The sequence below is a fragment of the Streptomyces sp. AF1A genome, from assembly GCF_047340315.1.
Taxonomy (GTDB): domain Bacteria; phylum Actinomycetota; class Actinomycetes; order Streptomycetales; family Streptomycetaceae; genus Streptomyces.
Genome location: NZ_JBLEBI010000043.1, coordinates 1 through 22497, shown reverse-complemented (window position 1 = coordinate 22497; position 22497 = coordinate 1). Strand labels below are relative to the sequence as shown.

Genomic DNA, 22497 nt, shown 5'->3' with positions numbered 1-22497 from the left:
GTCGCGCGGGGGGACGAGTTCGGGGGTACTGCGCCGGGCGCTGGTCCGGGCGGGACTACTCCCCGGGGAGTATCAGGACGGCGTCCGGGCGGCCGCCAGCAGGCGGGTCACGTCGTCGGCGCAGATGGTCAGGGCCGCGCCGACCGTGGTGAGGGCGTCGCGTTCGGCGGGGGTGTAGGGGCCGTCGGCCAGGGCGATGCGGGCGCCCTGGAGCAGGATGCCCTCGCGGCCGGCCGCGGCGAGGTGCGGGGCGAGCGGGTCCAGGGCCTCGTGCAGCTCTATGGTCAGGCTCGCGCCGCAGGGCTCGCCCAGCACCCGGCCGGTGTCGGCGGCGAGGGCCTCGACCAGGGCGGCGAGCTGCTCCTCGGTGCAGTCGTCGAAGCCGGCCGCGCGGACCGCGGCGGCGGCCGTCTCCAGCGCCGTGCGGGAGCAGGTGCCGCCCGCGGCGAGCACGGCGAGGGCGACGGTGTGCACGGCGTCGCGCAGCATCGCGGAGAAGCGGCGGGTGGTGGGGTGGTCCAGGACGTCGGTGCCGTAGTGGCTGCGGCAGGCCGCGCACTCCACGACCGGGCCGGTCGCCCCGCGCGGCAGCACGGGCACCCCGAGCACGGTCAGCCGGCGGCGCCCGGTGAGCCGCTGGTAGTTGCGGTCGCCTCCGCAGCCGGGGCAGAAGAACTCGCCGTCGCCCACGGGCGTCCACGCGGTGCGGGTGCCCAGGATGTGCACAGCCCTGGCGGCACGGCCGTCTCGTCCCCGTACTGGCAGCACGTCGCACCTCCGTAACCGCACGGCAACATCGCCGCGCTGGCGTGATGTTAGCCACACCACGGAGGCTGAGTCAGTACCCCGTAAGAGACCTTTCTGTGACCTGGCCGCATCCTTGGCCGACAACCGACGGTGCCCCGGCCGCCGTTCGCAGCGGCCGGGGCACCGAAACTGCCGGTCAATCGCCGGTCAGGGGGGTCAGCGCGTCGCGCGGTTGACGGCGGAGACGACCGCCTTCAGCGAGGCACGCGTCGTGTTCGCGTCGATGCCGATGCCCCACAGGACCTTGCCGTCGATCGCGCATTCGATGTAGGAGGCGGCCTGCGCGGAGGCGCCCTCGCTCATCGTGTGCTCCTGGTAGTCCAGCAGGCGTACGTCGACGCCGATGGACTGCAGGGCGTCGAAGAAGGCCGAGATCGGACCGTTGCCGGAGCCGGTCAGGACGGTGTCCTCGCCGTCGACGGTGGCCTCGACGGTGAGGGTGTCCACGCCGTCCGTGTCCGTGGTGGACTGACCCGTCCGGACCTGGATGCGGCCCCACGGGTTGTCCGGGTTCGGCAGGTACTCGTCCTGGAAGACCGCCCAGATCTCCTTCGGCGTGATCTCGCCGCCCTCGGCGTCCGTCTTCGCCTGGATGAGCTTCGAGAACTCGATCTGCATCCGGCGCGGCAGGTCCAGCTTGTGGTCGTTCTTCAGGACGTAGGAGACACCGCCCTTGCCGGACTGGGAGTTGACGCGGATGACGGCCTCGTAGGAGCGGCCCACGTCCTTCGGGTCGATCGGCAGGTACGGCACCGCCCACTCGAGGTCGTCGACGGTGACGCCCCTGGCCGCCGCCTCGGCCTCCATGGCGTCGAAGCCCTTCTTGATGGCGTCCTGGTGGGAGCCGGAGAAGGACGTGTAGACCAGGTCGCCCACGTACGGGTGGCGCGGGTGGACCTCCATCTGGTTGCAGTACTCCCACGTACGGCGGATCTCGTCGATGTCGGAGAAGTCGATCTGCGGGTCGACGCCCTGGGAGAAGAGGTTCATGCCCAGGGTGACCAGGTCGACGTTGCCGGTGCGCTCGCCCTGCCCGAACAGGCAGCCCTCGACGCGGTCGGCGCCGGCCATGACCGCCAGCTCGGCCGCCGCCACGGCCGTGCCGCGGTCGTTGTGCGGGTGGGCGGACAGGCAGACGTACTCGCGGCGGGAGAGGTTGCGGTGCATCCACTCGAAGCGGTCCGCGTGCGTGGAGGGGGTCGAACGCTCCACCGTGGCGGGCAGGTTGAGGATGATCTCGCGGTCCGGACCGGGCTGCCAGACGTCCATGACCGCCTCGCAGACCTCCAGTGCGAAGTCCAGCTCGGTGTCGGTGAAGATCTCCGGCGAGTACTGGTAGCCGAACTCGGTCTCGGGGCCCAGCAGCTTCTCGGCGTACTCCATCACCAGCCGGGTGCCGTCGACGGCGATCTGCTTGATCTCGTCCTTGGAGCCGCGGAAGACGACCCGGCGGAAGACCGGGGCGGTGGCGTTGTACAGGTGGACGTTGGCCCGCTTCGCGCCCTTCAGGGACTCCACGGTCCGCTCGATCAGGTCCTCGCGGGCCTGGGTCAGCACGGAGATCGTGACGTCGTCCGGGATCGCGCCCTCTTCCTCGATGATGGAGCGCACGAAGTCGAAGTCGGTCTGGCCGGAGGCGGGGAAGCCGACCTCGATCTCCTTGTAGCCCATCTTGACCAGCTGGTCGAACATCCGGCGCTTGCGCTCGGGCGACATCGGGTCGATCAGGGCCTGGTTGCCGTCGCGCAGGTCGGTGGAGAGCCACCGGGGGGCGACGGTGATCCGCTGGTCGGGCCAGGTGCGGTCCGGGATGTCGACCTGCTCGTAGCGGCCGTACTTGTGGATCGGCATGCTGCTGGGCTGCTGGCGGTTGGCCATGATTGCGTGGGCTCCTCAGGATGTCCGGATGTCCGAGTGAACGGCCGACGACGCAACGCCAAGCTCCGCGGGGAGGGAGTCGGCCTCGACTACAGGCCCTCGCCGCGGCAGCTAAGGAGAAGCAGCCCGAAACGCATGATGCTTCGCAGCCTATCCGAGCCGTGATGGACGCGGGGACGCGTTCCAGTATGCGGGACCGCCGTCACGAAGGGGGACAAAAAGTGCGCCTTACCACATCGTCACGCAGCGTCGCGTTTCCTGTCCGGGTATTTCACCAATCATGGTGTCTCCTAGTGACACCGGAGTGACGCAGTGCAATGGTTCCGGGCATGACGACCAACGGGGGCTTCGAGCCCGTCTTCTGCACCATCGTGCCGCCCCATGTCCTCGACAAGCTCGCGCAGGCCGAGGACTCCGCCGTGTCCGGACCGGCCCGCCGGTCCCTGGAGCACGACGCCTACCAGCGCACCAAGCGCCGGCTGACCACCGTGATCGGCGCGCCTCCCACGGCCGTGCCAGCCGGCACCGGCGCCGACCGGCCGCACCGCACCGTCTACGACACCCACCACACCCAGGACCTGCCCGGCACCAAGGTCCGCGAGGAGGGCTCCGACCCCGGCGCCGACGCCACGGTCAACCGCGCCTACGCCGGGCTCGGCGCCACCTTCGAGCTGTATCTGAAGGCGTACGGCCGGCACTCCATCGACGACAACGGGCTGCCCCTGGACGCCACGGTGCACTTCGGCGAGGGCTACGACAACGCCTTCTGGAACGGCGAGCAGATGGTGTTCGGCGACGGTGACGGCGAGATGTTCCTCGACTTCACCATCCCGGTCGACGTCATCGGCCACGAGCTGACCCACGGCGTCACCCAGCACACCGCGAACCTGGACTACTTCGGCCAGTCCGGCGCGCTCAACGAGTCGCTCTCCGACGTCTTCGGCTCGCTGATCAAGCAGTACACGCTCGGCCAGACCGCCGCCGAGGCCGACTGGCTGATCGGCGCGGGCCTGCTCGCCCCGGGCGTCCGCGGCACCGCCCTGCGCTCGATGAAGGCCCCGGGCACCGCCTACGACGACCCGAACCTGGGCAAGGACCCGCAGCCGGCGACCATGGACCACTACGTCCGCACCGGCCGCGACAACGGCGGCGTGCACATCAACTCCGGCATCCCCAACCACGCCTTCTACCTCGTCGCCAGTGCCATCGGCGGCCACTCCTGGGAGAAGGCCGGGCAGATCTGGTACGACGTGCTGACCGGCGGCGAGCTGAAGAAGGACGCCCAGTTCGCCGACTTCGCCACGCTCAGCGTGCGGGCGGCGCGCGAGCGGTACGGCGCCGGGGACGAGCTCCAGGCCGTGCAGAAGGCGTGGGAGCAGGTCGGGGTGCGCACGCTCTAGTTCCGTACTAGACAGTCACCCATGCGTATTCGAGTACGGCGCACGGGCGGCTTCGCCGGGATCGAGCGCCGGGCCGAGGTGGACACCGCGGCCCGGCCCGACGCCGAGCGGTGGCGCACCCTGGCCGAACGCGCCCTCGCCTCCGGCCACCCCGCCCCGCCCCCGGGCGTCCCGGACGGCTTCCGCTACGAGATCACCGTGGACGGCCGCACGGTGTACGCGGCCGACCCCCGACTGACCGAGGAACAACGGGAGTTGATCTCACGGGTGCTGAAGGAGGGGGCGTAGCGAACCACTGCGCACCCGAGGATTGACTTCGGTTACCACGGGTAAGGATGATCCGCCCATGGCGACTGACGCAGGCGATCCCCTTCCCCGCTTCCCGGACGGCTTCCTGTGGGGCGTCTCGACCTCCGCCCACCAGATCGAGGGCGCGGCCGACGCGCGCGAGCGCTCCGTGTGGGACGTGTTCACCGCCGAGCCGGGGCGGGTGAAGGACGGCTCGACGGCGGCGGTGGCGTGCGACCACTACCACCGCTACCGGGAGGACGTGGCGCTCCTCGCCGGGCTCGGCGTGGACGCGTACCGCTTCTCGGTCTCGTGGCCGCGGGCCGGCTCGCCGGGCGGGCTGGACTTCTACGACCGGCTGGTGGACGAGCTGTGCGCGGCGGGCGTGCGGCCGGTCGTCACCCTCTTCCACTGGGACCTGCCCGCCTCGCTGGACTGGCTCGAGCGCGACACGGCAACCCGGTTCGCCGAGTACGTGACCGTGGTGGCCGAGCGGCTCGGCGACCGGGTCGCCAAGTGGATCACCCTCAACGAGCCCGCCGAGCACACGCTGCTCGGCCACGCCCTCGGCGCCCACGCGCCCGGCAGGCGGCTGCTCTTCGACGCCCTGCCGGTCGCCCACCACCAGCTCCTCGCGCACGGTCTCGCGGTGCGGGCGCTGCGCGCGTCCGGGGCGACGGACATCGGCATCGCCAACTCGCACGGGCCGGCCTGGCCCGCCTCCGCGGAGCCGGCCGACGTGGCGGCGGCGGGCTTCTACGGCCTGCTGCTCAACCGGCTGTTCGCCGAGCCGGTCCTGCTCGGCGCCTACCCGGACGGGCTCGGGGAGCTGATGCCCGGTGACGTGGCGGAGGACCTGAAGGTCATCGGCGAGCCGGTCGACTGGTACGGGATCAACTACTACGCGCCGACGCGCGTGGGCGCGCCGCAGGGCGCCGAGACCGAGTTCGGCGGTGTGACCATACCCGCCGAACTCCCCTTCTGGTACGGCCGATCGAGGGCCGCCCGGTGACCGACTTCGGCTGGCCGGTCGTCCCCGAGGGCCTCACCGAGCTGCTCACGGGCTTCCGCGACCGCTACGGCGACCGGCTCCCGCCCGTCGTCATCACCGAGAACGGCTGCTCCTACGAGGGCCTGGACGACCAGGACCGCATCGCCTACCTGGACGCCCACGTCCGCGCCCTGCACACCGCGCTGGAGGCGGGCGTGGACGTGCGCGGCTACTTCGTCTGGTCCCTGATGGACAACTTCGAGTGGGCCGAGGGCTACGCCCGCCGCTTCGGACTCGTCCACGTGGACTTCGGCACGCTCGAACGCACCCCCAAGGCCTCCTACCACTGGTTCCGGGACCTGCTGCGGTCGCAGAAGTGACCACGGGCCGCCGCCGCGCCGGGACCCACCCGGGCGGCCGCCGGGCGCTGTCCCGGCCGGCGGGGGCGTCCGGAGCGGCGGGGCGGATCGCAGGCGTCGGGCAGGGCGCCGGGCGCGGTCAGCGCGCGCGGCGTCGCGGGCGCTGCGCAGGGTCGGGAACTACGGCCGGTAGCCCAGCTCGCGGCGGATCCGGTCGGTGGAGGCGATGCCGTACCAGGGGTCGGGGTCGGGGCCGTCCGCCGGGATCTCGGCGCCGACGCACGTGCGCCCGGGTCTGCTGCTGGTCCTGGACCGGCTGTACGACACCCCGGCGCACGTGCAGACGGACTACGGCGAGGTGCCGGCGCGGAACGCGATGGCGAACGCCCTGATCGGCGACTCGTTCGCCCGCCCGCCCCGGTGGCGGAACCTCACCCGCCGCTTCTTCCTCGACCCGACGGCCCGCGCGCTGTTCCCGCCCGAGGACCTCCCCCGGCTGGCCCGCGCCCATGTGGCGAGTCTGCGCGCGGTGGCCGCCTCCCGCCCCGACGACCCGGCACCGGCCGCGCTGGTGGCCGAACTGCGCGCCTCCCGTGAGCAGTTCGCCCGGCTGTGGGACACCCACGAGGTGGCCGTGGGCTGGGGCGCCACGAAGCGGTTCGTGCACCCGGTGGTGGGCCTGCTGGAGCTGAACCGCGAGACGCTGCTGAGCCAGGAGCACCACCAGCTCCTGGTCATCCACACGGCCCGCCCCGGCACCGAGTCCCACGAACGGCTCCAGCTGCTCAGGGTGGTGGGCCTGCAGGACATGGTGCCCGGAGGGGCGACGGCCCTGCGCGAGTGAACCGGCCGGAACGCCTCGTCGTGGGTCAGAACCCCAGCCGGCGCAGCTGCTTGGGGTCCCGCTGCCAGTCCTTGGCCACCTTCACATGCAGGTCCAGGAAGACCGGCGTGCCCAGCAGCGCCTCGATGTGCTTGCGGGACTTGATGCCGACCTCCTTCAGGCGCTTGCCCTTGGGGCCGATGATGATGCCCTTCTGGCTGGGGCGCTCGATGTAGACGTTGGCGTGGATGTCGAGGAGGGGGCGGTCCGCGGGGCGGTCCTCGCGCGGGAGCATCTCCTCGACGACGACCGCGATGGAGTGGGGCAGTTCGTCCCGGACGCCCTCCAGGGCGGCCTCGCGGATCAGCTCGGCCACCATCACCTGCTCGGGCTCGTCCGTCAGGTCGCCCTCGGGGTAGAGCGCCGGGCCCTCGGGGAGCAGCGGGATCAGCAGATCGGCCAGCAGGTCGACCTGGCGGGCGCCCACCGCCGACACCGGGACGATCTCGGCCCACTCGATGCCCAGTTCCTTGCCCAGCGCGTCGATGGCGATCAGCTGCTCGGCGAGGGTCTTGGGGTCCACGAGGTCGGTCTTGGTGACGATCGCGACCTTGGGTGTCTTCCTGATCCCGGCCAGCTCCTTGGCGATGAAGCGGTCGCCCGGGCCGATCTTCTGGTCGGCCGGCAGGCAGAAGCCGATCACGTCGACCTCGGCCCACGTCGTGCGCACGACGTCGTTGAGGCGCTCGCCGAGCAGGGTGCGCGGCTTGTGGAGGCCGGGGGTGTCGACCAGGATGAGCTGGGCGTCGGGGCGGTGCACGATGCCCCGGACCGTGTGCCGGGTGGTCTGCGGGCGGTTGGAGGTGATCGCCACCTTCTGCCCGACCAGAGCGTTCGTGAGGGTGGACTTGCCCGCGTTGGGGCGGCCCACGAAGCAGGCGAAGCCGGCGCGGTGAACGGTCTCGGCCGGCTGCTCGGATGACTGGGTGCGAACGCTCATGCCGCCCATTCTCCCTGATCCACAAGGCCTCGCCGCACCGTGAGGTTCCGGTAACACTCAGGCAATGAAACGTCACGGAAACACACCCGTACGCGCCCCGAAACGCGCACCGGTGACCCTCTGACGAGCCCCCACACCGTTGGAGACGCCCGTGACCCTCGCCGCCGCCGCGCACGTGAACACCGGTGACACCGCCTGGCTGCTCGCCGCGACCGCCCTCGTCCTGCTGATGACCCCGGGCCTGGCCCTGTTCTACGGCGGCATGGTCCGCACGAAGAGCGTCCTCAACATGCTGATGATGAGCTTCGTGTCGATCGCCCTGGTCACGGTGGTCTGGCTGGCGGCCGGCTACTCGCTCGCCTTCGGCGACGACGTCGGCGGCGGCCTCATCGGGGGGTTGCGGCAGGCCGGCATGAGCGGCCTCGGGCCCGGCAGCGTGCACGGCACCGTGCCCACGCTGCTCTTCGCGACCTTCCAGCTGACCTTCGCGATCATCACGGCCGCCCTGGTCAGCGGCGCCGTCGCGGACCGGACGAAGTTCTCGGCCTGGCTGGTCTTCGTCCCGGTGTGGGCGCTGCTCGTATACGTTCCGGTCACCCACTGGGTGTGGGGCCCGGGCGGCTGGATCCACACCGGTCTGGGCGCGCTCGACTTCGCGGGCGGGCTGCCCGTCGAGATCACCTCCGGCGCCTCCGGTCTCGCCCTGTGCCTGGTCCTCGGGCCCCGGCTGGGCTTCAAGAAGGACGCGATGCGCCCGCACAACCTGCCCATGGTGGTCCTCGGCGCGGGCCTGCTCTGGTTCGGCTGGTTCGGTTTCAACGCGGGCTCCGCGCTCGGCGCCAACGGCCTCGCCGCGGCGGCCTTCCTGAACACCCTCGCCGCCGGCTGCACGGGCCTGCTCGGCTGGCTCTTCGTCGAGCACCGGCGCGACGGCCACCCCACCACCCTGGGCGCCGCCTCCGGCGCGGTGGCCGGCCTGGTCGCGATCACCCCGTCCTGCGGCACGGTCTCGCTGCTCGGCGCGCTGGTCGTGGGCCTCGCCGCCGGGGTCGTCTGCTCCTACGCGGTGAGCTGGAAGTTCAAGCTGAACTACGACGACTCCCTGGACGTCGTCGGCGTCCACCTGGTCGGCGGCATCATCGGCACCCTGCTGATCGGCCTGTTCGCCGAGAAGGCGATGACCGGCGGCACACGGGGGCTGTTCTACGGCGGCGGGCTCGCCCCGCTCGGCCGGCAGCTCCTGGCCGTGGTCGCCGTCGCGCTGTACGCCTTCGCGGTGACCTACGGCCTCGGCAGGCTGATCGGCAGGGTGATGGGCTTCCGGGCGAGCGAGGAGCAGGAGCACACCGGGCTGGACCTTACGGTGCACGCGGAGACGGCATACGATCACGGCGTCCTGGGCCACGGCGCCCCGGTCAGCTCCTCCGTCCTCGCCTCCGCGCACCAGGCCCCCACCCGGAAGGTCGACACCCAGGCATGAAGCTCATCACCGCGATCGTCAAGCCGTACCGGCTGGACGAGGTCAAGACCGCCCTGCAGGAGCTCGGCGTGCAGGGCCTGACCGTGACCGAGGCCAGCGGCTACGGCCGGCAGCGCGGCCACACCGAGGTGTACCGGGGGGCCGAGTACCGGGTCGACCTGGTGCCGAAGGTGCGCATCGAGGTCGTGGTGGCGGACGCGGACGCCGAGCCGGTGATCGACGCGATCGTCAGGGCCGCGCAGACGGGGAAGATCGGGGACGGGAAGGTGTGGGCCGTCCCCGTGGAGACGGTCGTGCGGGTGCGCACCGGCGAGCGCGGCCCCGACGCGCTCTGACCAGCAGCACCCCGGCCGCCACGGCCGCGGCGAGGACCAGCGCGGCGAGCAGCGGGGGCAGCGCGAGGTAGGAGGCCCCCGCCGACTGCCGGGTGCCGGGCGCGCTGACGGTCAACGTCACGGTCGCGCGATCGAGTTGGGGTGACCCGTGCCAGGGCTCGGAGAGCCGCACCGACTGCCCGGGCAGCAGTTCGGAGGGCACCCGGGTCAGCCGGCGGTCGAGCAGGGTGCGGTCGAAGAGCCCGCGCGCCCTGAGCTCCGCCTCGGGGTGGAGGGTGACGTTCCCCGTGTTGCGCAGGGTGTAGGAGACGGTGGCGGTGCTCTCGCCCAGGCCCGGGATCAGGGGCTGGTGGTGGCTGATGCGGACCTGCCCGACGGAGAGCGCGGGCAGCGCCGGACCGCCGACCCGGAGGTAGACGCGGGCGCCGACGGCCCGCTGCACGCCGAGCGCCAGTTGTCCGCCGCCGGGGTCCATCCGTTCGTCGAGCGCGACGATCGCGCCGGGGTGGTCGCCGGGTTCGGCGCCCTCGGGGACGCGCAGGGTGAACGGCACGGTGACGGTCCGGTGGCCCGGCACGGTGATGCGCGAGCGGGCCGGCCTGGCCCAGGCGCCCACGCCGTGCATGCGCTCCTTCAGGGTCCGTACCGCGAACCCGCCGTCGCGCGCGGTGTTGTAGGCGTCGGCCGCGTAGAGCCGGAAGGTGAGCGGGCGGCCGGTCCTGTTGGCGACGGCGACCTTGTCGGTGAGGGTCTGGCCGGGGTCGGCCGAGAGGGAGAAGTAGGGGCGCGCGGCGAGCTTCGAGGCGACCGGGTAGACGGACCAGCTGCCGTTGTCGGCGGCGCGTGCGGGCCCCGCGGTGATGCCGAGGAACAGGCCGAGGAACAGGCCGAGGAGGCTCAGGAGGAGGACGTACGGCTTGCGCATGGGTGCGGACCCCCCATGGGCTCGGACGGTGGTGGTCGGGCGGGTGCGGACCCGGTCGTACGACGGGGGCGCCCGGCCTGCGGTGTCAGGTGAGGGTGAGCGTCAGGACGCCGGAGTACGAGCCCGGAGGCGTGAACGCCGGTACGTCCAGGGAGAGGCCCGCGCCGACGGTGAACTCGCCGCCGGTGAGGGTGCCGTCGGAGGTCTGGGCGAGGGTCGCCCCCGAGGCGCCCACGACGCCGGTGGAACCGGCCGCGCAGGTGCTGGGGCTGCCCGCCTTGGCCGCGCAGGACGGGGTCCAGCTCAGCCGGCCCGCGTCGATCCTGCCGCCGGGACCGGTGAGGTCGGTGACCTTGCCGGTCAGGGACCAGCCCGCGGGCCCGCCGCGGAAGTCCTGGACCGTCACGGTCTGCAGCTTGCCGGTCGAGGCCCCGCCCGTGCCGAAGTCGACCGCCGACAGCGCGACGGCGTCCCCGGCCTGGGACATGGACAGGGTGCCCGCCCTGACGGTGGTGGTCACCTTCTGGCTGCCGGGCGGGACGGGCGTGGTGTCGTTGACGACGTAGGCCGCGGGACCCGCGCCCTTGTCGGCGCTCCAGGAGCCGCCCTCGTAGGCCACGATCCCGGTCGTCGTCCTGTCGTTGACGACGAGGGAACCGCTGAAGGAGCCCTGGGCGTTCGCGGTCACGGTCGCGGTGTCCGCGGTCTGGGTGTCCCCCGCGCGCCCGGCCAGGGTGACCGTCGCGCCCGGCGTGAAGTTGCTGCCGCTGACGGTGACACTGGCGCCCGGGTCACCGGACGCGGAACCCAGCGAGATGGCACGGGTGTTGGCCGGGGTGCCGTCGGTCGCCGTGAGGGTCTCGGAGGCCGGGGCGGGCGGGTTCGTCACCGTGCAGGGCGTGTCCAGCTCCAGGATGTAGCTGGTGTGGATGTTGTAGTCGCCCGGCGAGAGGGTGATCCGCCCGGCCTTGGTGACGGTGAACGTGCCGGTCATGGAGAAGGACGGGAAGGGCGCCTTCCCCGGCACCGGCGGGTTCTTCTTCGGCCCGGCGACGGTGACGTCCCCGGTCTGGGCGCCGCCGAGCGTCACCTTGCCGGTCGGGGTCATGATGTCGGCCGGCAGGGCCAGGTCGGTCGGGTTGCCGGCGGCGGCCGTGACCACCGTGTAGGTCACGGTGACGGTGTCGCCGACCTTGGGACTGGTGTTGTCAGCCGAGACGCTCGCGGTCGTGGTGCCGTCGATCGGCGGCAGCCCCGACACGGCGGGCGGGATGCAGTGCGTGGCGAAGTCCACGTTCGTGCCGGCGGCATCGGCCGGACAGGCGAGCGCGCCGCCCGCGGTGACCGCGAGGGCGGTCGCCCCGAGCAGTGACGCCCAGCGCCACCGTCGGGATCTTCGGGGTGTCGGACCCATGGGCCCCCTCCTGAGGGTTGTGGGCGCAGCGGCTCATCTGCGCCGACAGGGGGCATTGATGTGGAGCAGCCGTGAGAAGTCAATGGAGATGCCGCAGAAATCTGACGGGCCATCAGTTCCCGTCGGTTTCCGCGGCATCCGGAACGGATCGCTCGGTCGCACACGACCGGGCCGGGCGACCGCGGGCTACTCGCGGTGCGGGTCACGGCGACCCCGTGCCCCGGCCCTCGACCACACGAACCCACTGGCCCTCGACCTCGACCGAACGCACAGGGGCACCCCCGGCGCGCCTCAGCCGGCGACGACGGTGGCCCGTACGGCGCCGTCGGGACCGGCGAGCAGCACCGGCGTCCCGGGGCCGCCCAGGTCGGCGACGGCGGCCCGGTCCTCGTCGGGCAGGGAATCCGCCTCGGTCACCACCGCCGCCGCCTCCAGCGACGTCGCCCCGGACGCGACCGCCATGGCCACGGCGGTCCGCAGCGCGCTCAGCTTCAGCGAGGCGAGATCCACCGACCCGGCGACATAGGTCCGCCCGGTCTCGTCGCGTACGGCCGCCCCCTCGGGCACCCCGTTGCGGGCCCGCGCGGAACGGGCCAGGGTGACGATCTTGCGGTCCTCGGGATCCAGCGCGTTGCTCTCGGTCATGCCCCGAGCATACGAAGCCACCGCGGCCCCACCCCGCCACGGGGTGCGGGGCCCCGCGGGGAGGCCGGCCACGTCGGCCCGGCCGCGGGGTCCGCACGGTGCCGGCCGGGCGTCGCAGCCCCGCCCGGTGCGCCGCCGCCTCACGCCGGTGGCGACGCCGCTCCCGCTGAACGCCCGCACCCGCAAGGCGCGGGATCAGTCCAGCGTCTGAACGATCTCGCTGCGCTCGGCCGTGTGCACCACACGCCCGCGCGCACCGTTGACCAGCGGCAGGTACGGCGCCACATGCCCGCACTCGACCCCGGCCACGATCGGCACGCCCAGCGGGCCGAGGGCGTCCAGGACGGCCTCCTGCTGGGTGAGGGTGGGGCTGTCGGGGGCGTGGGTGCGGCCGACGAGGACGGCGGCCGCACGGTCGAAGAACCCGGCGAGCCGCATGCCGTGCAGCTGGCGGCAGATGGTGTAGGCGCCGTCCTCGCACGCCTCGACGTACACGAGCAGCGGCTCGTCCCCGGCGAACCGCGAGACGTCCAGGTACGGGGTGCCGGCCAGGTGCCCGATGGTCTCGATGCAGCCGCCGATCAGCCGGCCCTCCACGTCCACGTCCCCGTCGCCGTCGAGCCGGGTCCAGGCGCCCTCGGCGTCGAGGGTGAAGTCGCGGATCTCCGGGTTCCCGGCGAAGTCGTCGAAGCGGGCGGTCCGGTACCGGCCGGGCGGCTCCTGCGCGAACGGCTCCCCCTGCGGGGCCGTCACGACGTCCAGCCAGGACATGAGCCCCTTTGGCGTGCGGTAGGGGGTGTCCATCAGGTTGCTGCCGTGGACTGTGGCGACCCCTGTGAGCAGGGTCAGCGGGGCGATGAGCGTGGAGATGTCGGAGAAGCCGACCATCCAGGTCGGCTCGGCCCGCCCGATCGCCTCGAAGTCGAGCAGCGGCAGCAGGTCGATCGCCGTCTCACCGCCCCACGGCGGCACCACGGCCCGGATGTCCGGGTCGGTCAGCATCCCGGTCAGCTCGGCCGCGCGCTCGGCCCCCGGCGCGCTGATGTGCGTCGAGCCGTCCATGCACCGGCCGACGACCACCTCGTATCCGCGCTTCTCGAGGTCTCGTAGCGCCACGTCGAGACGGGCGCGCATCGTCCCGTCCACCCCGCTGGACGGGGAGGTCACGCCTATACGGTCGCCGGGGCGCAGCGGGCGCGGAAAGCGAAGGGTCATGCCCGATTCTGACAGCAGGCCGGCGGGCCCGGGCAACCCGATTACGGCCGGTCCAGCCGCAGCCGCTCCGCCCTCGGCAGCCCCGCGACGACGAGGTCGTACGAGTCCTCGATCAGCTCCTTCACCAGCCGGTCCGGCAGGCCGCCGTCCACCGTCACGGTGTTCCAGTGCCGCTTGTTCATGTGCCACCCCGGCACGATCAGACCCTCGTGGTCGGTGCGGAGCCGGACCGCGTCCTCCGGGTCGCACTTGAGGTTGACCGTCAGCGGCCGCCCGTCCAGGGCGGTGAGGGCGAACATCTTGCCCAGGACCTTGAAGACCGAGGTCTCCGGGGTGAACGGGAAGTCCTCCACGGCCGCGTTGAAGGACAGGCAGAAGGCGCGCAGCTCCCCGGGGGTCACTCGGCCGCCTCCTCCTCGGCGACCGGCACGGGCACCGGCTCCACCAGGACGGTGACGATCTTGTTCCGGCGTCCGGCCGCCGCCTCCGCGGTCAGCCTCAGCCGGCGCTCGTCGGGCAGCTCCACCTCCGCCGAGGCGCCGGCGATGGGCACCCGGCCGAGGGCCTTGGCGAGGAGCCCGCCGACGGTCTCCACGTCCTCGTCGTCGTACTCCTCCAGGTCGTACAGCTCGCCCAGGTCGGTGATGTTCAGGCGGGCGGTGACCCGGAAACGGCCGTCGCCGAGGTCCGCCACGGGCGGCAGCTCCCGGTCGTACTCGTCGGTGATCTCGCCGACGATCTCCTCCAGGATGTCCTCGATGGTGACGATGCCGGCGGTGCCGCCGTACTCGTCGATGACGACGGCGACGTGGTTGCGTTCCTTCTGCATCTCGCGCAGCAGGTCGCCGGCGTTCTTGGTGTCGGGCACGAAGACGGCGGGCCGCATGGCGGTCGACACCAGGTCGCTCTCCGCGTCACGGCTGATGTGCGTCTTGCGGACCAGGTCCTTCAGGTACACGATCCCGACGATGTCGTCCTCGCTCTCGCCGGTCACCGGGACCCGGGAGAACCCGGAGCGCAGCGCGAGCGTGAGGGCCTGGCGGATGGTCTTGAAGCGCTCGATGGTGACGAGGTCGGTCCTCGGCACCATGACCTCGCGCACCAGCGTGTCGCCCAGCTCGAAGACCGAGTGCACCATGCGGCGCTCCTCGTCCTCGATCAGCGACTCCTTCTCGGCCAGGTCGACCAGCGCGCGCAGCTCCGCCTCGGAGGCGAACGGGCCGCGCCTGAAGCCCTTGCCGGGCGTGAGGGCGTTGCCGATGAGGATCAGCAGCGACGGGATCGGCCCCATGATCCGGGCCAGCGGCAGCAGGACGTACGCCGCCACCGTGGCCGTGTTCAGCGGGTGCTGGCGGCCGATGGTGCGCGGGGAGACGCCCACGGCCACGTACGACACCAGGACCATGACCCCGATGGCGAGCAGCAGGGCCTCCCAGGTGGCGGTGAACTCCTCCAGGCAGGCGTACGTCACCAGGGCCGCGGCCGCCATCTCGCAGGCGACGCGGACCAGCAGGGCCACGTTGAGGTAGCGGGTGGGGTCGGCGGCGACCTGGGCGAGCCTGGCGCTGCCGCGCCGCCCGGACTTCACCGCCTCCTCGGCGCGGAAGCTGGAGATCCGGGCGATGCCGGCCTCCGCGCAGGCGGCGAGCCAGGCGACGACGACCAGCGCGACCGCGCCGACGACGATCTGCGCAGACATGGGGCGGTTACGCGACGGTCGGCGCCGGGGACGGCCCGGTCAGGCCGCGCTCGGCCCGCCACCCGTCCACGATGGCGGCCTGCAGGCCGAACATCTCGGCCTTCTCGTCGGGCTCCTCGTGGTCGTACCCCAGCAGGTGCAGCACCCCATGGACGGTGAGCAGCTGCAGCTCCTCGTCCATGGAGTGCTGGGTGGGCGCCTCGGCCCCCTGCTTGGCGGCGACCTCCGGGCACAGCACGATGTCGCCGAGCAGCCCCTGCGGGGGCTCGTCGTCGTCCTTGGACGGCGGCCGCAGCTCGTCCATCGGGAACGACATGACATCGGTCGGCCCGGGCAGGTCCATCCACTGCACGTGCAGCTGCGCCATGGCGTCGGCGTCCACGACGATCACCGAGAGCTCGGAGAGCGGGTGGATGCGCATCCGCGCGAGCGCGTAGCGGGCGATGTCGAGGATCGCCTGCTCGTCTACCTCGGTGCCGGACTCGTTGTTGACGTCGATCGACATGGTCGTGCTGGTCTACTTCCCCTTGGTGCCCTTGGCGCCGGACCCGCCACGACCGTGCTTGTGGGAGCCGTTCTCGGTGCCGTGCTTGCTGTCGTACTTCTCGTACGCGTCGACGATACGGCCCACCAGCTTGTGCCGTACGACATCGTGGGACGAGAGCAGGGAGAAGTGGACGTCCTCGACCCCTTCGAGGATCTCCTGCACCTGCCGCAGACCGCTCTTGGTGCCGTTCGGCAGGTCGACCTGGGTCACGTCACCGGTGATCACGATCTTCGAGTCGAAGCCGAGCCGGGTGAGGAACATCTTCATCTGCTCCGGGGAGGTGTTCTGGGCCTCGTCCAGGATGATGAAGGCGTCGTTCAGGGTGTTGTGGGTCAGCAGGTAGTCCTGGGTGACGTAGAGGGAGTCCTCGGCGGCCACCTGGATGCAGACGCACTCCTCCCTGCCCGCGGGCTCGATGCTGTCGATGAACCGCATCGGGCGTCCGCCGCCTCCGGCCGCGTGGTACTTGTCGCGCTTGCGGGCCAGGCGGAAGGGCTCGATGCCTTCGGGGAGGCGGATGTCGACGATGTGGGCGTCATGGCGGTGCACGACCTCCCGGCCCATGGCCAGACCAGGCGAACGCCCCTCAGCGCCCCGACGCCGTGTGTACGCGACGCCGCCGAGGGACTGCACCAAAGCGATCACGTCGTCACGGAGCATGATCGACGTTGTCGTGTACTGGATCCGACACGTCCGGTCCTTCTGTGTCACCGGGCCGCCGTCGGAGTCGAGCAACCCCTGCAGAACGGCCAACCGGACCTCAGCCGAATTGTGCAGGTAGTCATCGGGGATGAACTTGGTGTGCGACCGGGAGCCGATCAGGTCCAGTCGACGCAGCATTCCCGTGACCGGATTCTCCAACGTGACCACGTCACCAGGAAGCTTCACGCGGTTCAGAGCGTAGTTGGGCCCACCCCGGTGCCGCACTGCAACACCCGGAAGCGCCGACTCAAGCGCCACCGCCAGTTCCGGATCCTCCGTGGCGAAGGAAGGCGTGGTGGATCCGGTCAGGCAGCCGTCGCCCAGCAGCAGACCGAGCGCGTACGGGTCCATCGGAACCTCACGCTCCGGGAAACACACCGGCGCCGTGAGCAGTGGCAGCTCGTACCGGCGTGCGTGAGCCGCACGCAGGTTGCCGATCATCTCCTGTGTCTCGAGCACCCGCCACGGCTTGTCACGGCGAACGTCGGCACGGGTTCTGACCGTCCACAGGTGCTCGCCACAGCACAGCGTCCAGGAGCCGTCCTGGGCCGAGACACGATAGATGTCCTTCTCGCCCTGCGGATAGACGCCGAGCACCGGTGTCGGCTCGCCGTTCGAGCCAATGACCAGATCACCGACCTGAAGGTCGCCGATGGGGCGCCAGCCGTCCGGCGTGAGGACGTTGGTGAAGGTCGGTTGGGCGCGACCCCTCATGTACGCCAGCGGCGCCACCTCGATCGTCCCCGCCGCCATCAGCCGGGGGATCGAGTCCGGGTCGAGCATGTCGTGCAGCGCGTCGTACAGCGGGCGCAGGTACGGGTCGATCTTCTCGTAGAGCGTGCCGGGCAGGAAGCCCAGCCGCTCCCCCGCCTCCACGGCGGGGCGGGTGAGGATGATCCGGTTGACCTGCTTGGACTGCAGGGCCTGCACCGCCTTGGCCATGGCCAGGTAGGTCTTGCCGGTACCGGCGGGGCCGATGCCGAAGACGATCGTGTGCTTGTCGATCGCGTCGACGTACCGCTTCTGGTTGAGGGTCTTGGGGCGGATGGTGCGGCCGCGCGAGGACAGGATGTTCTGTGTCAGCACCTGTGCCGGGGTCTCGGGGCCGTCGCTCGTCCCGTTCTCGCTCGCCTTGAGCATGGCGATCGAGCGTTCCACTGCGTCCTCCGTCATCGGTTGCCCGGTGCGGAGCACCAGCATCATCTCGTCGAACACGCGCGAGATCAGGGCGACGTCGGTGGGGTCGCCGACCGCGCTGATCTCATTGCCCCGGACGTGGATGTCGGCCGCCGGGAAGGCCTTCTCGATCACACGCAGAAGGGAGTCGCCGGATCCCAGCACGGTCACCATGGGGTGCTGGGCGGGGACGGTGAACTGCGCTCTCGCCTGCTCCTGCGCAGGGGTGTGAGCTGTGGGTGTCTGTGTCATGGGCCGGCGCTGAAGGCCTGCGCTTCCTCCTCGTCACGGCCGCATGGCTGAGGGCGGCCTCGCACAGTCCAGAGTACGACGGGGGGCGGACAACGCCGTAGGACTTTTCCGCGGGGGCGGGCGGGGACGGAGGATCACGACTGCGCATACCGGCAGAACCCGTCAGGAACGGCACCGGCGCACCCGGGCCGCCCCGTGCCGTGCACCCTGGCGCACGGGCCGCCGCCCGGCCGCGTGGGGGTCAGCGCGTGGGGCGGAAGCCGATGGTCGGCACCGCGCGTCTGCGGGGCCAGACCTCGGCGCCCTCCTCCACGGGCGCCAGGAGGGTGTCGAGGAAGGCGTAGCGGCGCAGTGCGGCCGGATCCTGTTCCGGCGCCGGCAGGGACTGCACCTTCCGCCACCAGGCGGCCAGTTCCGACCACCCGGGCGCGGACAGCGATCCCCCGAACTCCTGCACGGACAGGGCCGCGGTGAGCCCGGCGAAGGCCAGCCGGTCGGCGAGGGGCCACCCGGCGAGGGAGCCGGTCACGAACCCGGCGACGAACACGTCCCCCGCGCCGGTCGGATCCAGTGCCGCCACGGCGATCGCGGGCACCTCCGCGGCCTCCCCCGTGCGCCGGTCCACCGCGTACGCGCCCTCCGGGCCGAGGGTCACCACCGCCACCGGCACGTGCTCGGTCAGGGCGTGTGCCGCCCGGCGCGGGCAGTCGGCGCCGGTGTACCGCTTCGCCTCCTCCGCGTTGGGCAGGAACGCCTCGCAGTACCGCAGGTCGGGCAGCCCGGCGAGGTCCCAGGCGCCGGTGTCGTCCCAGCCGACGTCGGCGAAGATCCGGGTGCCCTTGCGGGCGGCCTCGGCGATCCACGGCGCCCGCCGGCCGGGCGTGAGGGAGGCCACGGCGGCACGCGCGCGGGGCGGGCAGTCGGGGGCCGGCTCCTCCGGCGGCGGCTCGTGGCCGTGGGAGACCATGGTCCGCTCGCCCTCGTACGCCATGGAGACCGTGACCGGCGAGTGCCAGCCGGGCACCACGCGGGACGCGGTGAGGTCGATGCCCTCGCCCTGCTCCAGCGCGTCCCAGCAGTACTCGCCGTAGTGGTCGTCGCCGAAGGCCGCGGCGAGGGCCGTCTTCAGGCCGAGGCGGGCGAGCGCGGTGGCCATGTTGGCGACCCCGCCGGGGCTGGAGCCCATGCCGCGGGCCCAGGTCTCGGTGCCGCGCACGGGCGCCGAGTCCAGGCCGGTGAAGACGATGTCGAGGAAGACCGTGCCCGTGAGGTAGACGTCCCAGGGCGGATCGCCGGGTGTGCGCAGCGCGGCGAGCGGGTCGACCTGCGCCCGGCAGCGCCCCGACGGCGTGAGGTGTTCCGGTTCCTCTCCGGCGACGGTGTGCGACGAGGTCACGGTGCGCTCCCTGAGGTGGTGCGGATCTGGCCAGTGTGCACCACCCCGCGCACCGTGCAGGGGCTTACCAGCGGGGCATCACCGGCGTGCGCCAGCCCGGTTGGGCGACCCGCATCGCCGCCGCGTCGTCGCGGTCCCGCAGCGAGCCGTCGTCGTCGGCCCACCGCCGGTGCAGCCGGGCCAGTTCGTCCCGGTCCAGCTCGACGCCGAGGCCGGGGGTGTCGGAGACCGTGAGGCGTCCGCCGTCGAAGACCAGCCGCTCGGTGAGGACGTCCTCGGACTGCCAGGGATAGTGGGAGTCGCAGGCGTGGTGCAGGTTCGGCACGGTGGACGCCACGTGGGTCATGGCGGCGAGGCTGACGCCCAGGTGGGTGTTGGAGTGCATGGACACCCCGACCCCGAACGCGGCGCACAGGGCGGCGAGGTGCTGGGTGTTGCGCAGCCCGCCCCAGTAGTGGTGGTCGGACAGGACGACCTGCACGGCGTCCTTCGTGAACGCCTCCTTGATCTCGCCGAACGTGGTCACGCACATGTTGGTGGCGAGCGGCAGGCCGGCCCGTCGCCCGTCACCGCCCTGGTCCGAGGCGGTGCGCGCCGCTCTCCTCAGCCCGGCGGACACCTCGGCCATCGCGGGCGTGCCCAGCGTCGGGTCCTCCAGGTACTCCAGGACGTCCTCGAGTTCCCGCGCCACCTTCAGCGAGGTCTCGACCGACCAGGCGCCGTTGGGGTCGAGGCGCAGCGGTTGCCCGGGGAAGGCCTCGGCGAGGGCGCGTACGGCGGCGGCCTCCTCCTGCGGCGGGAAGACCCCGCCCTTGAGCTTGAACGAGCCGAACCCGTACCGCCGCTGCATCTCCCGTGCCTGGGCCACGACTCCGGCCGGGTCGAGCGCGGCCCCCCACTCGTCCGGTTCGGCCGGGACGCCCGCCGGGTGGGCGGCCCACTTGTAGAAGAGGTAGGCGCTGTACTCGACGGCGTCGCGCACCCTGCCGCCGAGCAGCGCGTGCACGGGCAGTCCCAGCGCCCTGCCCTGGGCGTCGAGACAGGCGACCTCGAAGGCGGACAGCACGGACAGCCGGAGCTTGTCGGCGCTCTGCACCCCGCGCAGCCCGCCCGCGTCGACCTGCCCGGTGATCCGGGACTCGTCCACGCCGAGCTCGATGCCGAACAGGCTGTTCACGTCCGTGACCGACCGGCCGGTGAGGTGCTCGGCGAGCGGCCGGGCGAGTTCCAGGTACTTGGTGTCGCCGTAGGTCTCGCCGAGCCCGGTGATCCCGTCGGCGGTGACGACCTCCACGATCAGCCGCGGGGTGTAGGGCTGGTGCACGCCCTGGGTGTTGAGCAGCGGCGGGTCGGCGACCAGGATCGGCGTCAGCCGCACCTCGGTGATGGTCAGGTCACGGGTCACAGGGAGGCTCCTACGAGGTCGAGTCCGGCGGTGAGGAGGGCCTTGAGGTCGGCGAGGTCGGCGGGCGCGGGGTCGGCGAGCGGTGCGCGCACGGGGCCCACGCGCTGCCCGCGCAGCCGGGCCGCCGCCTTCACCAGGGACACGGCGTATCCGGGCGCGCGGTCGCGGAGTTCGACGAACGGGACGTAGAAGCCGCGCAGCAGCTTGTCGACGCCGCCGTGGTCGCCGCCTTGGAGCGCGGTGAAGAAGGCGCCGGCGATCTCGGGCGCGAAGGCGTGCACGGCGGAGGAGTAGGCGGGGACGCCGACGGCGGCGTAGGCGCGGGCCTGGATCTCGGCGGTGGCGGCGCCGTTGAAGAACAGGAAGTCGTCGGGGGCGGCGAGGGTGAGGCGCTGGAGGCGGTCGAGGTCGCTGTGGCCGTCCTTGAGGCCGATGACGTTCGGGATGCGCGCGATGCGCCCGCAACGAGTGAGCCGTATAGGCGACTTGGCCGCGCTGGTAGGCGATCAGCGGCAGCCGGGTGCGGGCGGCGAGCCGCTCCAGCTGGGCGGCGAGGCCGTCCTGCGGGGCGTCGACGAGGTAGTGCGGCAGGACGAGCAGCGCGTCGGCGCCGGCCTCCTCGGCGATCCGGGCGAACCGGGTGGCCTGCGCCCAGCCGTACCCGGTGCCGGCCACGACCGGCGTCCGGCCGGCCGCCTCCTCGACGGTGACGCGCACGACCGTGCGGTACTCCTCCTCGTCCAGCGAGAAGAACTCCCCGGTGCCGCAGGCCGGGAAGACCGCCCCGGGCCCGGCGGCGAGCCGGTCCGCGACATGCGCGCGCAGGCCGTCGGGGTCGAGGGCTCCGTCGTCGCGGAAGGCGGTCAGCGGAAAGGACAGCACGCCGCGCGCCATCCCGTCCCGCAGCCGCCGCGCCACATCCCCCGGACTCCGGTCGCCGCCCACCTGACATCTCCCCTTATGAATACTGTCCATGTATGAGAACAGAGGCTAGATAACCGCCTGCGCACAGTCAACGGCGGCGCGAGGGCGGACGATCGCAGACGAGCCGGAATCGGTGCAGGCAGGGGCACGAAAGGGCCCGCCCTATACCCCCTCCCACAGATCACAAACGCGGCCGTGAGCCGAATCACAACTTCCGGCCTTCTTCCCGGAACCGCGTGCTTGATACAACTTCTCCGCGCGCCCCTGTCCGTCGACGGTCGTCGCCCCACACCCTCCATCCTGAGCCGCTCCTTCCGTCTGCCCTGGGAACGCCCGTGTCCGCCCCCCGCACCCTGCCCTGGCCCCTCGTCGCCCTCTTCACGGCCGGATACCTCGCCTCCTATCTGCTGCCGACCACCGTCGGGCGGCTCGACAGCGGACTTCCGCTCACCGCCACCCAGGCCGGCGCCATCGGCAGTGCACTGCTGCTGAGTTCGGCGTCGGCGGGCCTGCTGCTCGCCTCCCGCGTCGACCGGATCGGCCCCCGCGCCCTCGCCCGCGCCGGCCTCGCGCTCGCCGTCCTCGGCTACGGCGCCGCGGCGCTCACCGCGGCCGTACCGGCCGTGGTCGCGGGCGCGGTCGTCGGCGGGTTCGGATCCGGCACGGTCACCGTGGTCGCCGCGAGCGGCATCGCCGCCCACCGCGATCCGCACCGCGTCACCACCCTCGGCCTGCTCGGAGTCTCCGCGCTCGCCGGCGCCCTCTACCTGACGATCCCCCACCTGGGCCCCGGACACGGCCTCCCGCCGGCCGCGATCGCGCTGACCGCGCTCGCC

The 22497-nt window shown here is 72.2% G+C and carries 17 protein-coding genes and 5 pseudogenes; 7 read left to right on the top strand and 15 right to left on the bottom strand.

The features are described from left to right. Positions 1-72: 72 nt before the first annotated feature. Together ACLU3S_RS15300 and leuA are read right to left on the bottom strand one after the other, a co-directional pair. Positions 73-768: a TerB family tellurite resistance protein gene (locus tag ACLU3S_RS15300; protein WP_413952381.1), complete on the bottom strand. Its 696-nt coding sequence runs from the start codon at positions 766-768 to the stop codon at positions 73-75. A gap of 195 nt (positions 769-963) precedes the next feature. Next, entirely contained in the window at positions 964-2685 is a 1722-nt protein-coding gene (leuA, locus tag ACLU3S_RS15295) for a 2-isopropylmalate synthase (RefSeq protein WP_413952380.1), read from the bottom strand. A 329-nt stretch (positions 2686-3014) separates the two neighbouring features. Here leuA and ACLU3S_RS15290 point away from each other — a divergent pair, with 329 nt between their 5' ends. The 3 genes and pseudogenes from ACLU3S_RS15290 to ACLU3S_RS15280 all read left to right on the top strand — a co-directional run bounded on the left by ACLU3S_RS15290 (position 3015) and on the right by ACLU3S_RS15280 (position 5744). Then, on the top strand, positions 3015-4085 hold the full coding sequence (locus ACLU3S_RS15290) for a M4 family metallopeptidase (RefSeq protein WP_413952379.1): 1071 nt from the start codon (positions 3015-3017) through the stop codon (positions 4083-4085). Positions 4086-4106: 21 nt separating this feature from the next. Beyond that, on the top strand, positions 4107-4373 hold the full coding sequence (locus tag ACLU3S_RS15285) for a protealysin inhibitor emfourin (protein ID WP_413952378.1): 267 nt from the start codon (positions 4107-4109) through the stop codon (positions 4371-4373). Between the two features lie 58 nt (positions 4374-4431). Further along, positions 4432-5744 (top strand): annotated as a pseudogene (locus ACLU3S_RS15280) (GH1 family beta-glucosidase). 159 nt (positions 5745-5903) lie between these two features. Here the strand turns inward: ACLU3S_RS15280 and ACLU3S_RS15275 are convergent. Further along, positions 5904-5999 (bottom strand): annotated as a pseudogene (locus ACLU3S_RS15275) (NAD(P)-dependent oxidoreductase); the annotation flags it as partial. Here ACLU3S_RS15275 and ACLU3S_RS15270 point away from each other — a divergent pair. Further along, positions 5998-6567, top strand: a pseudogene (locus ACLU3S_RS15270) (transcriptional regulator); the annotation flags it as partial. The pseudogenes ACLU3S_RS15275 and ACLU3S_RS15270 overlap by 2 nt on opposite strands. Before the next feature lie 25 nt (positions 6568-6592). Here the strand turns inward: ACLU3S_RS15270 and era are convergent. Then, positions 6593-7546 (bottom strand): GTPase Era, encoded by a 954-nt coding sequence (gene era, locus ACLU3S_RS15265; RefSeq protein ID WP_413952377.1) that lies wholly within the window; start codon positions 7544-7546, stop codon positions 6593-6595. Positions 7547-7685: 139 nt separating this feature from the next. Between era and ACLU3S_RS15260 the strand changes: the two genes are divergently transcribed. Further along, positions 7686-9026, top strand: coding sequence for an ammonium transporter (locus ACLU3S_RS15260; RefSeq protein WP_413952376.1), 1341 nt, complete (start codon positions 7686-7688; stop codon positions 9024-9026). Further along, positions 9023-9361 (top strand): P-II family nitrogen regulator, encoded by a 339-nt coding sequence (locus ACLU3S_RS15255; RefSeq protein ID WP_413952375.1) that lies wholly within the window; start codon positions 9023-9025, stop codon positions 9359-9361. The genes ACLU3S_RS15260 and ACLU3S_RS15255 overlap by 4 nt, the downstream gene beginning before the upstream one ends. Here ACLU3S_RS15255 and ACLU3S_RS15250 read toward each other — a convergent pair. The 11 genes and pseudogenes from ACLU3S_RS15250 to ACLU3S_RS15200 form a co-directional block, all read right to left on the bottom strand. Next, positions 9255-10286: a WxL protein peptidoglycan domain-containing protein gene (locus ACLU3S_RS15250; RefSeq protein ID WP_413952374.1), complete on the bottom strand. Its 1032-nt coding sequence runs from the start codon at positions 10284-10286 to the stop codon at positions 9255-9257. The genes ACLU3S_RS15255 and ACLU3S_RS15250 overlap by 107 nt on opposite strands. Positions 10287-10371: 85 nt before the next feature. Further along, positions 10372-11700: a beta-xylosidase gene (locus tag ACLU3S_RS15245; protein WP_413952373.1), complete on the bottom strand. Its 1329-nt coding sequence runs from the start codon at positions 11698-11700 to the stop codon at positions 10372-10374. Positions 11701-11991: 291 nt separating this feature from the next. After that, entirely contained in the window at positions 11992-12345 is a 354-nt protein-coding gene (locus ACLU3S_RS15240; RefSeq protein WP_413952372.1) for a cytidine deaminase, read from the bottom strand. Positions 12346-12540: 195 nt separating this feature from the next. Continuing rightward, the gene (locus ACLU3S_RS15235) at positions 12541-13560 is read right to left on the bottom strand and encodes a S66 peptidase family protein (RefSeq protein ID WP_413952371.1); all 1020 of its coding nucleotides are present in this window, start codon (positions 13558-13560) and stop codon (positions 12541-12543) included. A gap of 41 nt (positions 13561-13601) precedes the next feature. Further along, positions 13602-13961: an MmcQ/YjbR family DNA-binding protein gene (locus tag ACLU3S_RS15230; protein WP_413952370.1), complete on the bottom strand. Its 360-nt coding sequence runs from the start codon at positions 13959-13961 to the stop codon at positions 13602-13604. Then, positions 13958-15259 carry a hemolysin family protein gene (locus tag ACLU3S_RS15225; RefSeq protein ID WP_413952369.1) on the bottom strand — a complete coding sequence of 434 codons (1302 nt, stop codon included), beginning with the start codon at positions 15257-15259 and terminating at the stop codon, positions 13958-13960. Before ACLU3S_RS15225 ends, ACLU3S_RS15230 begins: the two co-directional genes overlap by 4 nt. 7 nt (positions 15260-15266) lie before the next feature. After that, complete coding sequence (gene ybeY, locus ACLU3S_RS15220; RefSeq protein ID WP_413952368.1) at positions 15267-15764, bottom strand: rRNA maturation RNase YbeY; 498 nt, start codon at positions 15762-15764, stop codon at positions 15267-15269. A gap of 12 nt (positions 15765-15776) precedes the next feature. After that, a complete protein-coding gene (locus ACLU3S_RS15215) occupies positions 15777-17936 on the bottom strand; it encodes a PhoH family protein (protein WP_413952367.1) in 2160 nt (719 codons plus the stop codon). 241 nt (positions 17937-18177) lie between these two features. Beyond that, positions 18178-19242, bottom strand: a complete 1065-nt coding sequence (locus ACLU3S_RS15210; RefSeq protein WP_413952405.1) for a carbohydrate kinase family protein — start codon at positions 19240-19242, stop codon at positions 18178-18180. 154 nt (positions 19243-19396) lie between these two features. Next, a complete protein-coding gene (locus ACLU3S_RS15205; protein ID WP_413952366.1) occupies positions 19397-20737 on the bottom strand; it encodes a glucarate dehydratase family protein in 1341 nt (446 codons plus the stop codon). Next, a pseudogene (locus ACLU3S_RS15200) lies at positions 20734-21712 on the bottom strand (5-dehydro-4-deoxyglucarate dehydratase). Before ACLU3S_RS15200 ends, ACLU3S_RS15205 begins: the two are co-directional and overlap by 4 nt. Before the next feature lie 284 nt (positions 21713-21996). Here ACLU3S_RS15200 and ACLU3S_RS15195 point away from each other — a divergent pair. Then, a pseudogene (locus ACLU3S_RS15195) lies at positions 21997-22497 on the top strand (MFS transporter); the annotation flags it as partial.

Bases quoted from the DNA above. Each gene is read 5' to 3' on its own strand.
- leuA (WP_413952380.1), bottom strand. From the start codon at position 2,685: ATGGCCAACCGCCAGCAGCCCAGCAGCATGCCGATCCACAAGTACGGC.
- ACLU3S_RS15290 (WP_413952379.1), top strand. From the start codon at position 3,015: ATGACGACCAACGGGGGCTTCGAGCCCGTCTTCTGCACCATCGTGCCG.
- ACLU3S_RS15285 (WP_413952378.1), top strand. From the start codon at position 4,107: ATGCGTATTCGAGTACGGCGCACGGGCGGCTTCGCCGGGATCGAGCGC.
- era (WP_413952377.1), bottom strand. From the start codon at position 7,546: ATGAGCGTTCGCACCCAGTCATCCGAGCAGCCGGCCGAGACCGTTCAC.
- ACLU3S_RS15255 (WP_413952375.1), top strand. From the start codon at position 9,023: ATGAAGCTCATCACCGCGATCGTCAAGCCGTACCGGCTGGACGAGGTC.
- ACLU3S_RS15250 (WP_413952374.1), bottom strand. From the start codon at position 10,286: ATGCGCAAGCCGTACGTCCTCCTCCTGAGCCTCCTCGGCCTGTTCCTC.
- ACLU3S_RS15245 (WP_413952373.1), bottom strand. From the start codon at position 11,700: ATGGGTCCGACACCCCGAAGATCCCGACGGTGGCGCTGGGCGTCACTG.
- ACLU3S_RS15240 (WP_413952372.1), bottom strand. From the start codon at position 12,345: ATGACCGAGAGCAACGCGCTGGATCCCGAGGACCGCAAGATCGTCACC.
- ACLU3S_RS15235 (WP_413952371.1), bottom strand. From the start codon at position 13,560: ATGACCCTTCGCTTTCCGCGCCCGCTGCGCCCCGGCGACCGTATAGGC.
- ACLU3S_RS15225 (WP_413952369.1), bottom strand. From the start codon at position 15,259: ATGTCTGCGCAGATCGTCGTCGGCGCGGTCGCGCTGGTCGTCGTCGCC.
- ybeY (WP_413952368.1), bottom strand. From the start codon at position 15,764: ATGTCGATCGACGTCAACAACGAGTCCGGCACCGAGGTAGACGAGCAG.
- ACLU3S_RS15215 (WP_413952367.1), bottom strand. From the start codon at position 17,936: ATGACACAGACACCCACAGCTCACACCCCTGCGCAGGAGCAGGCGAGA.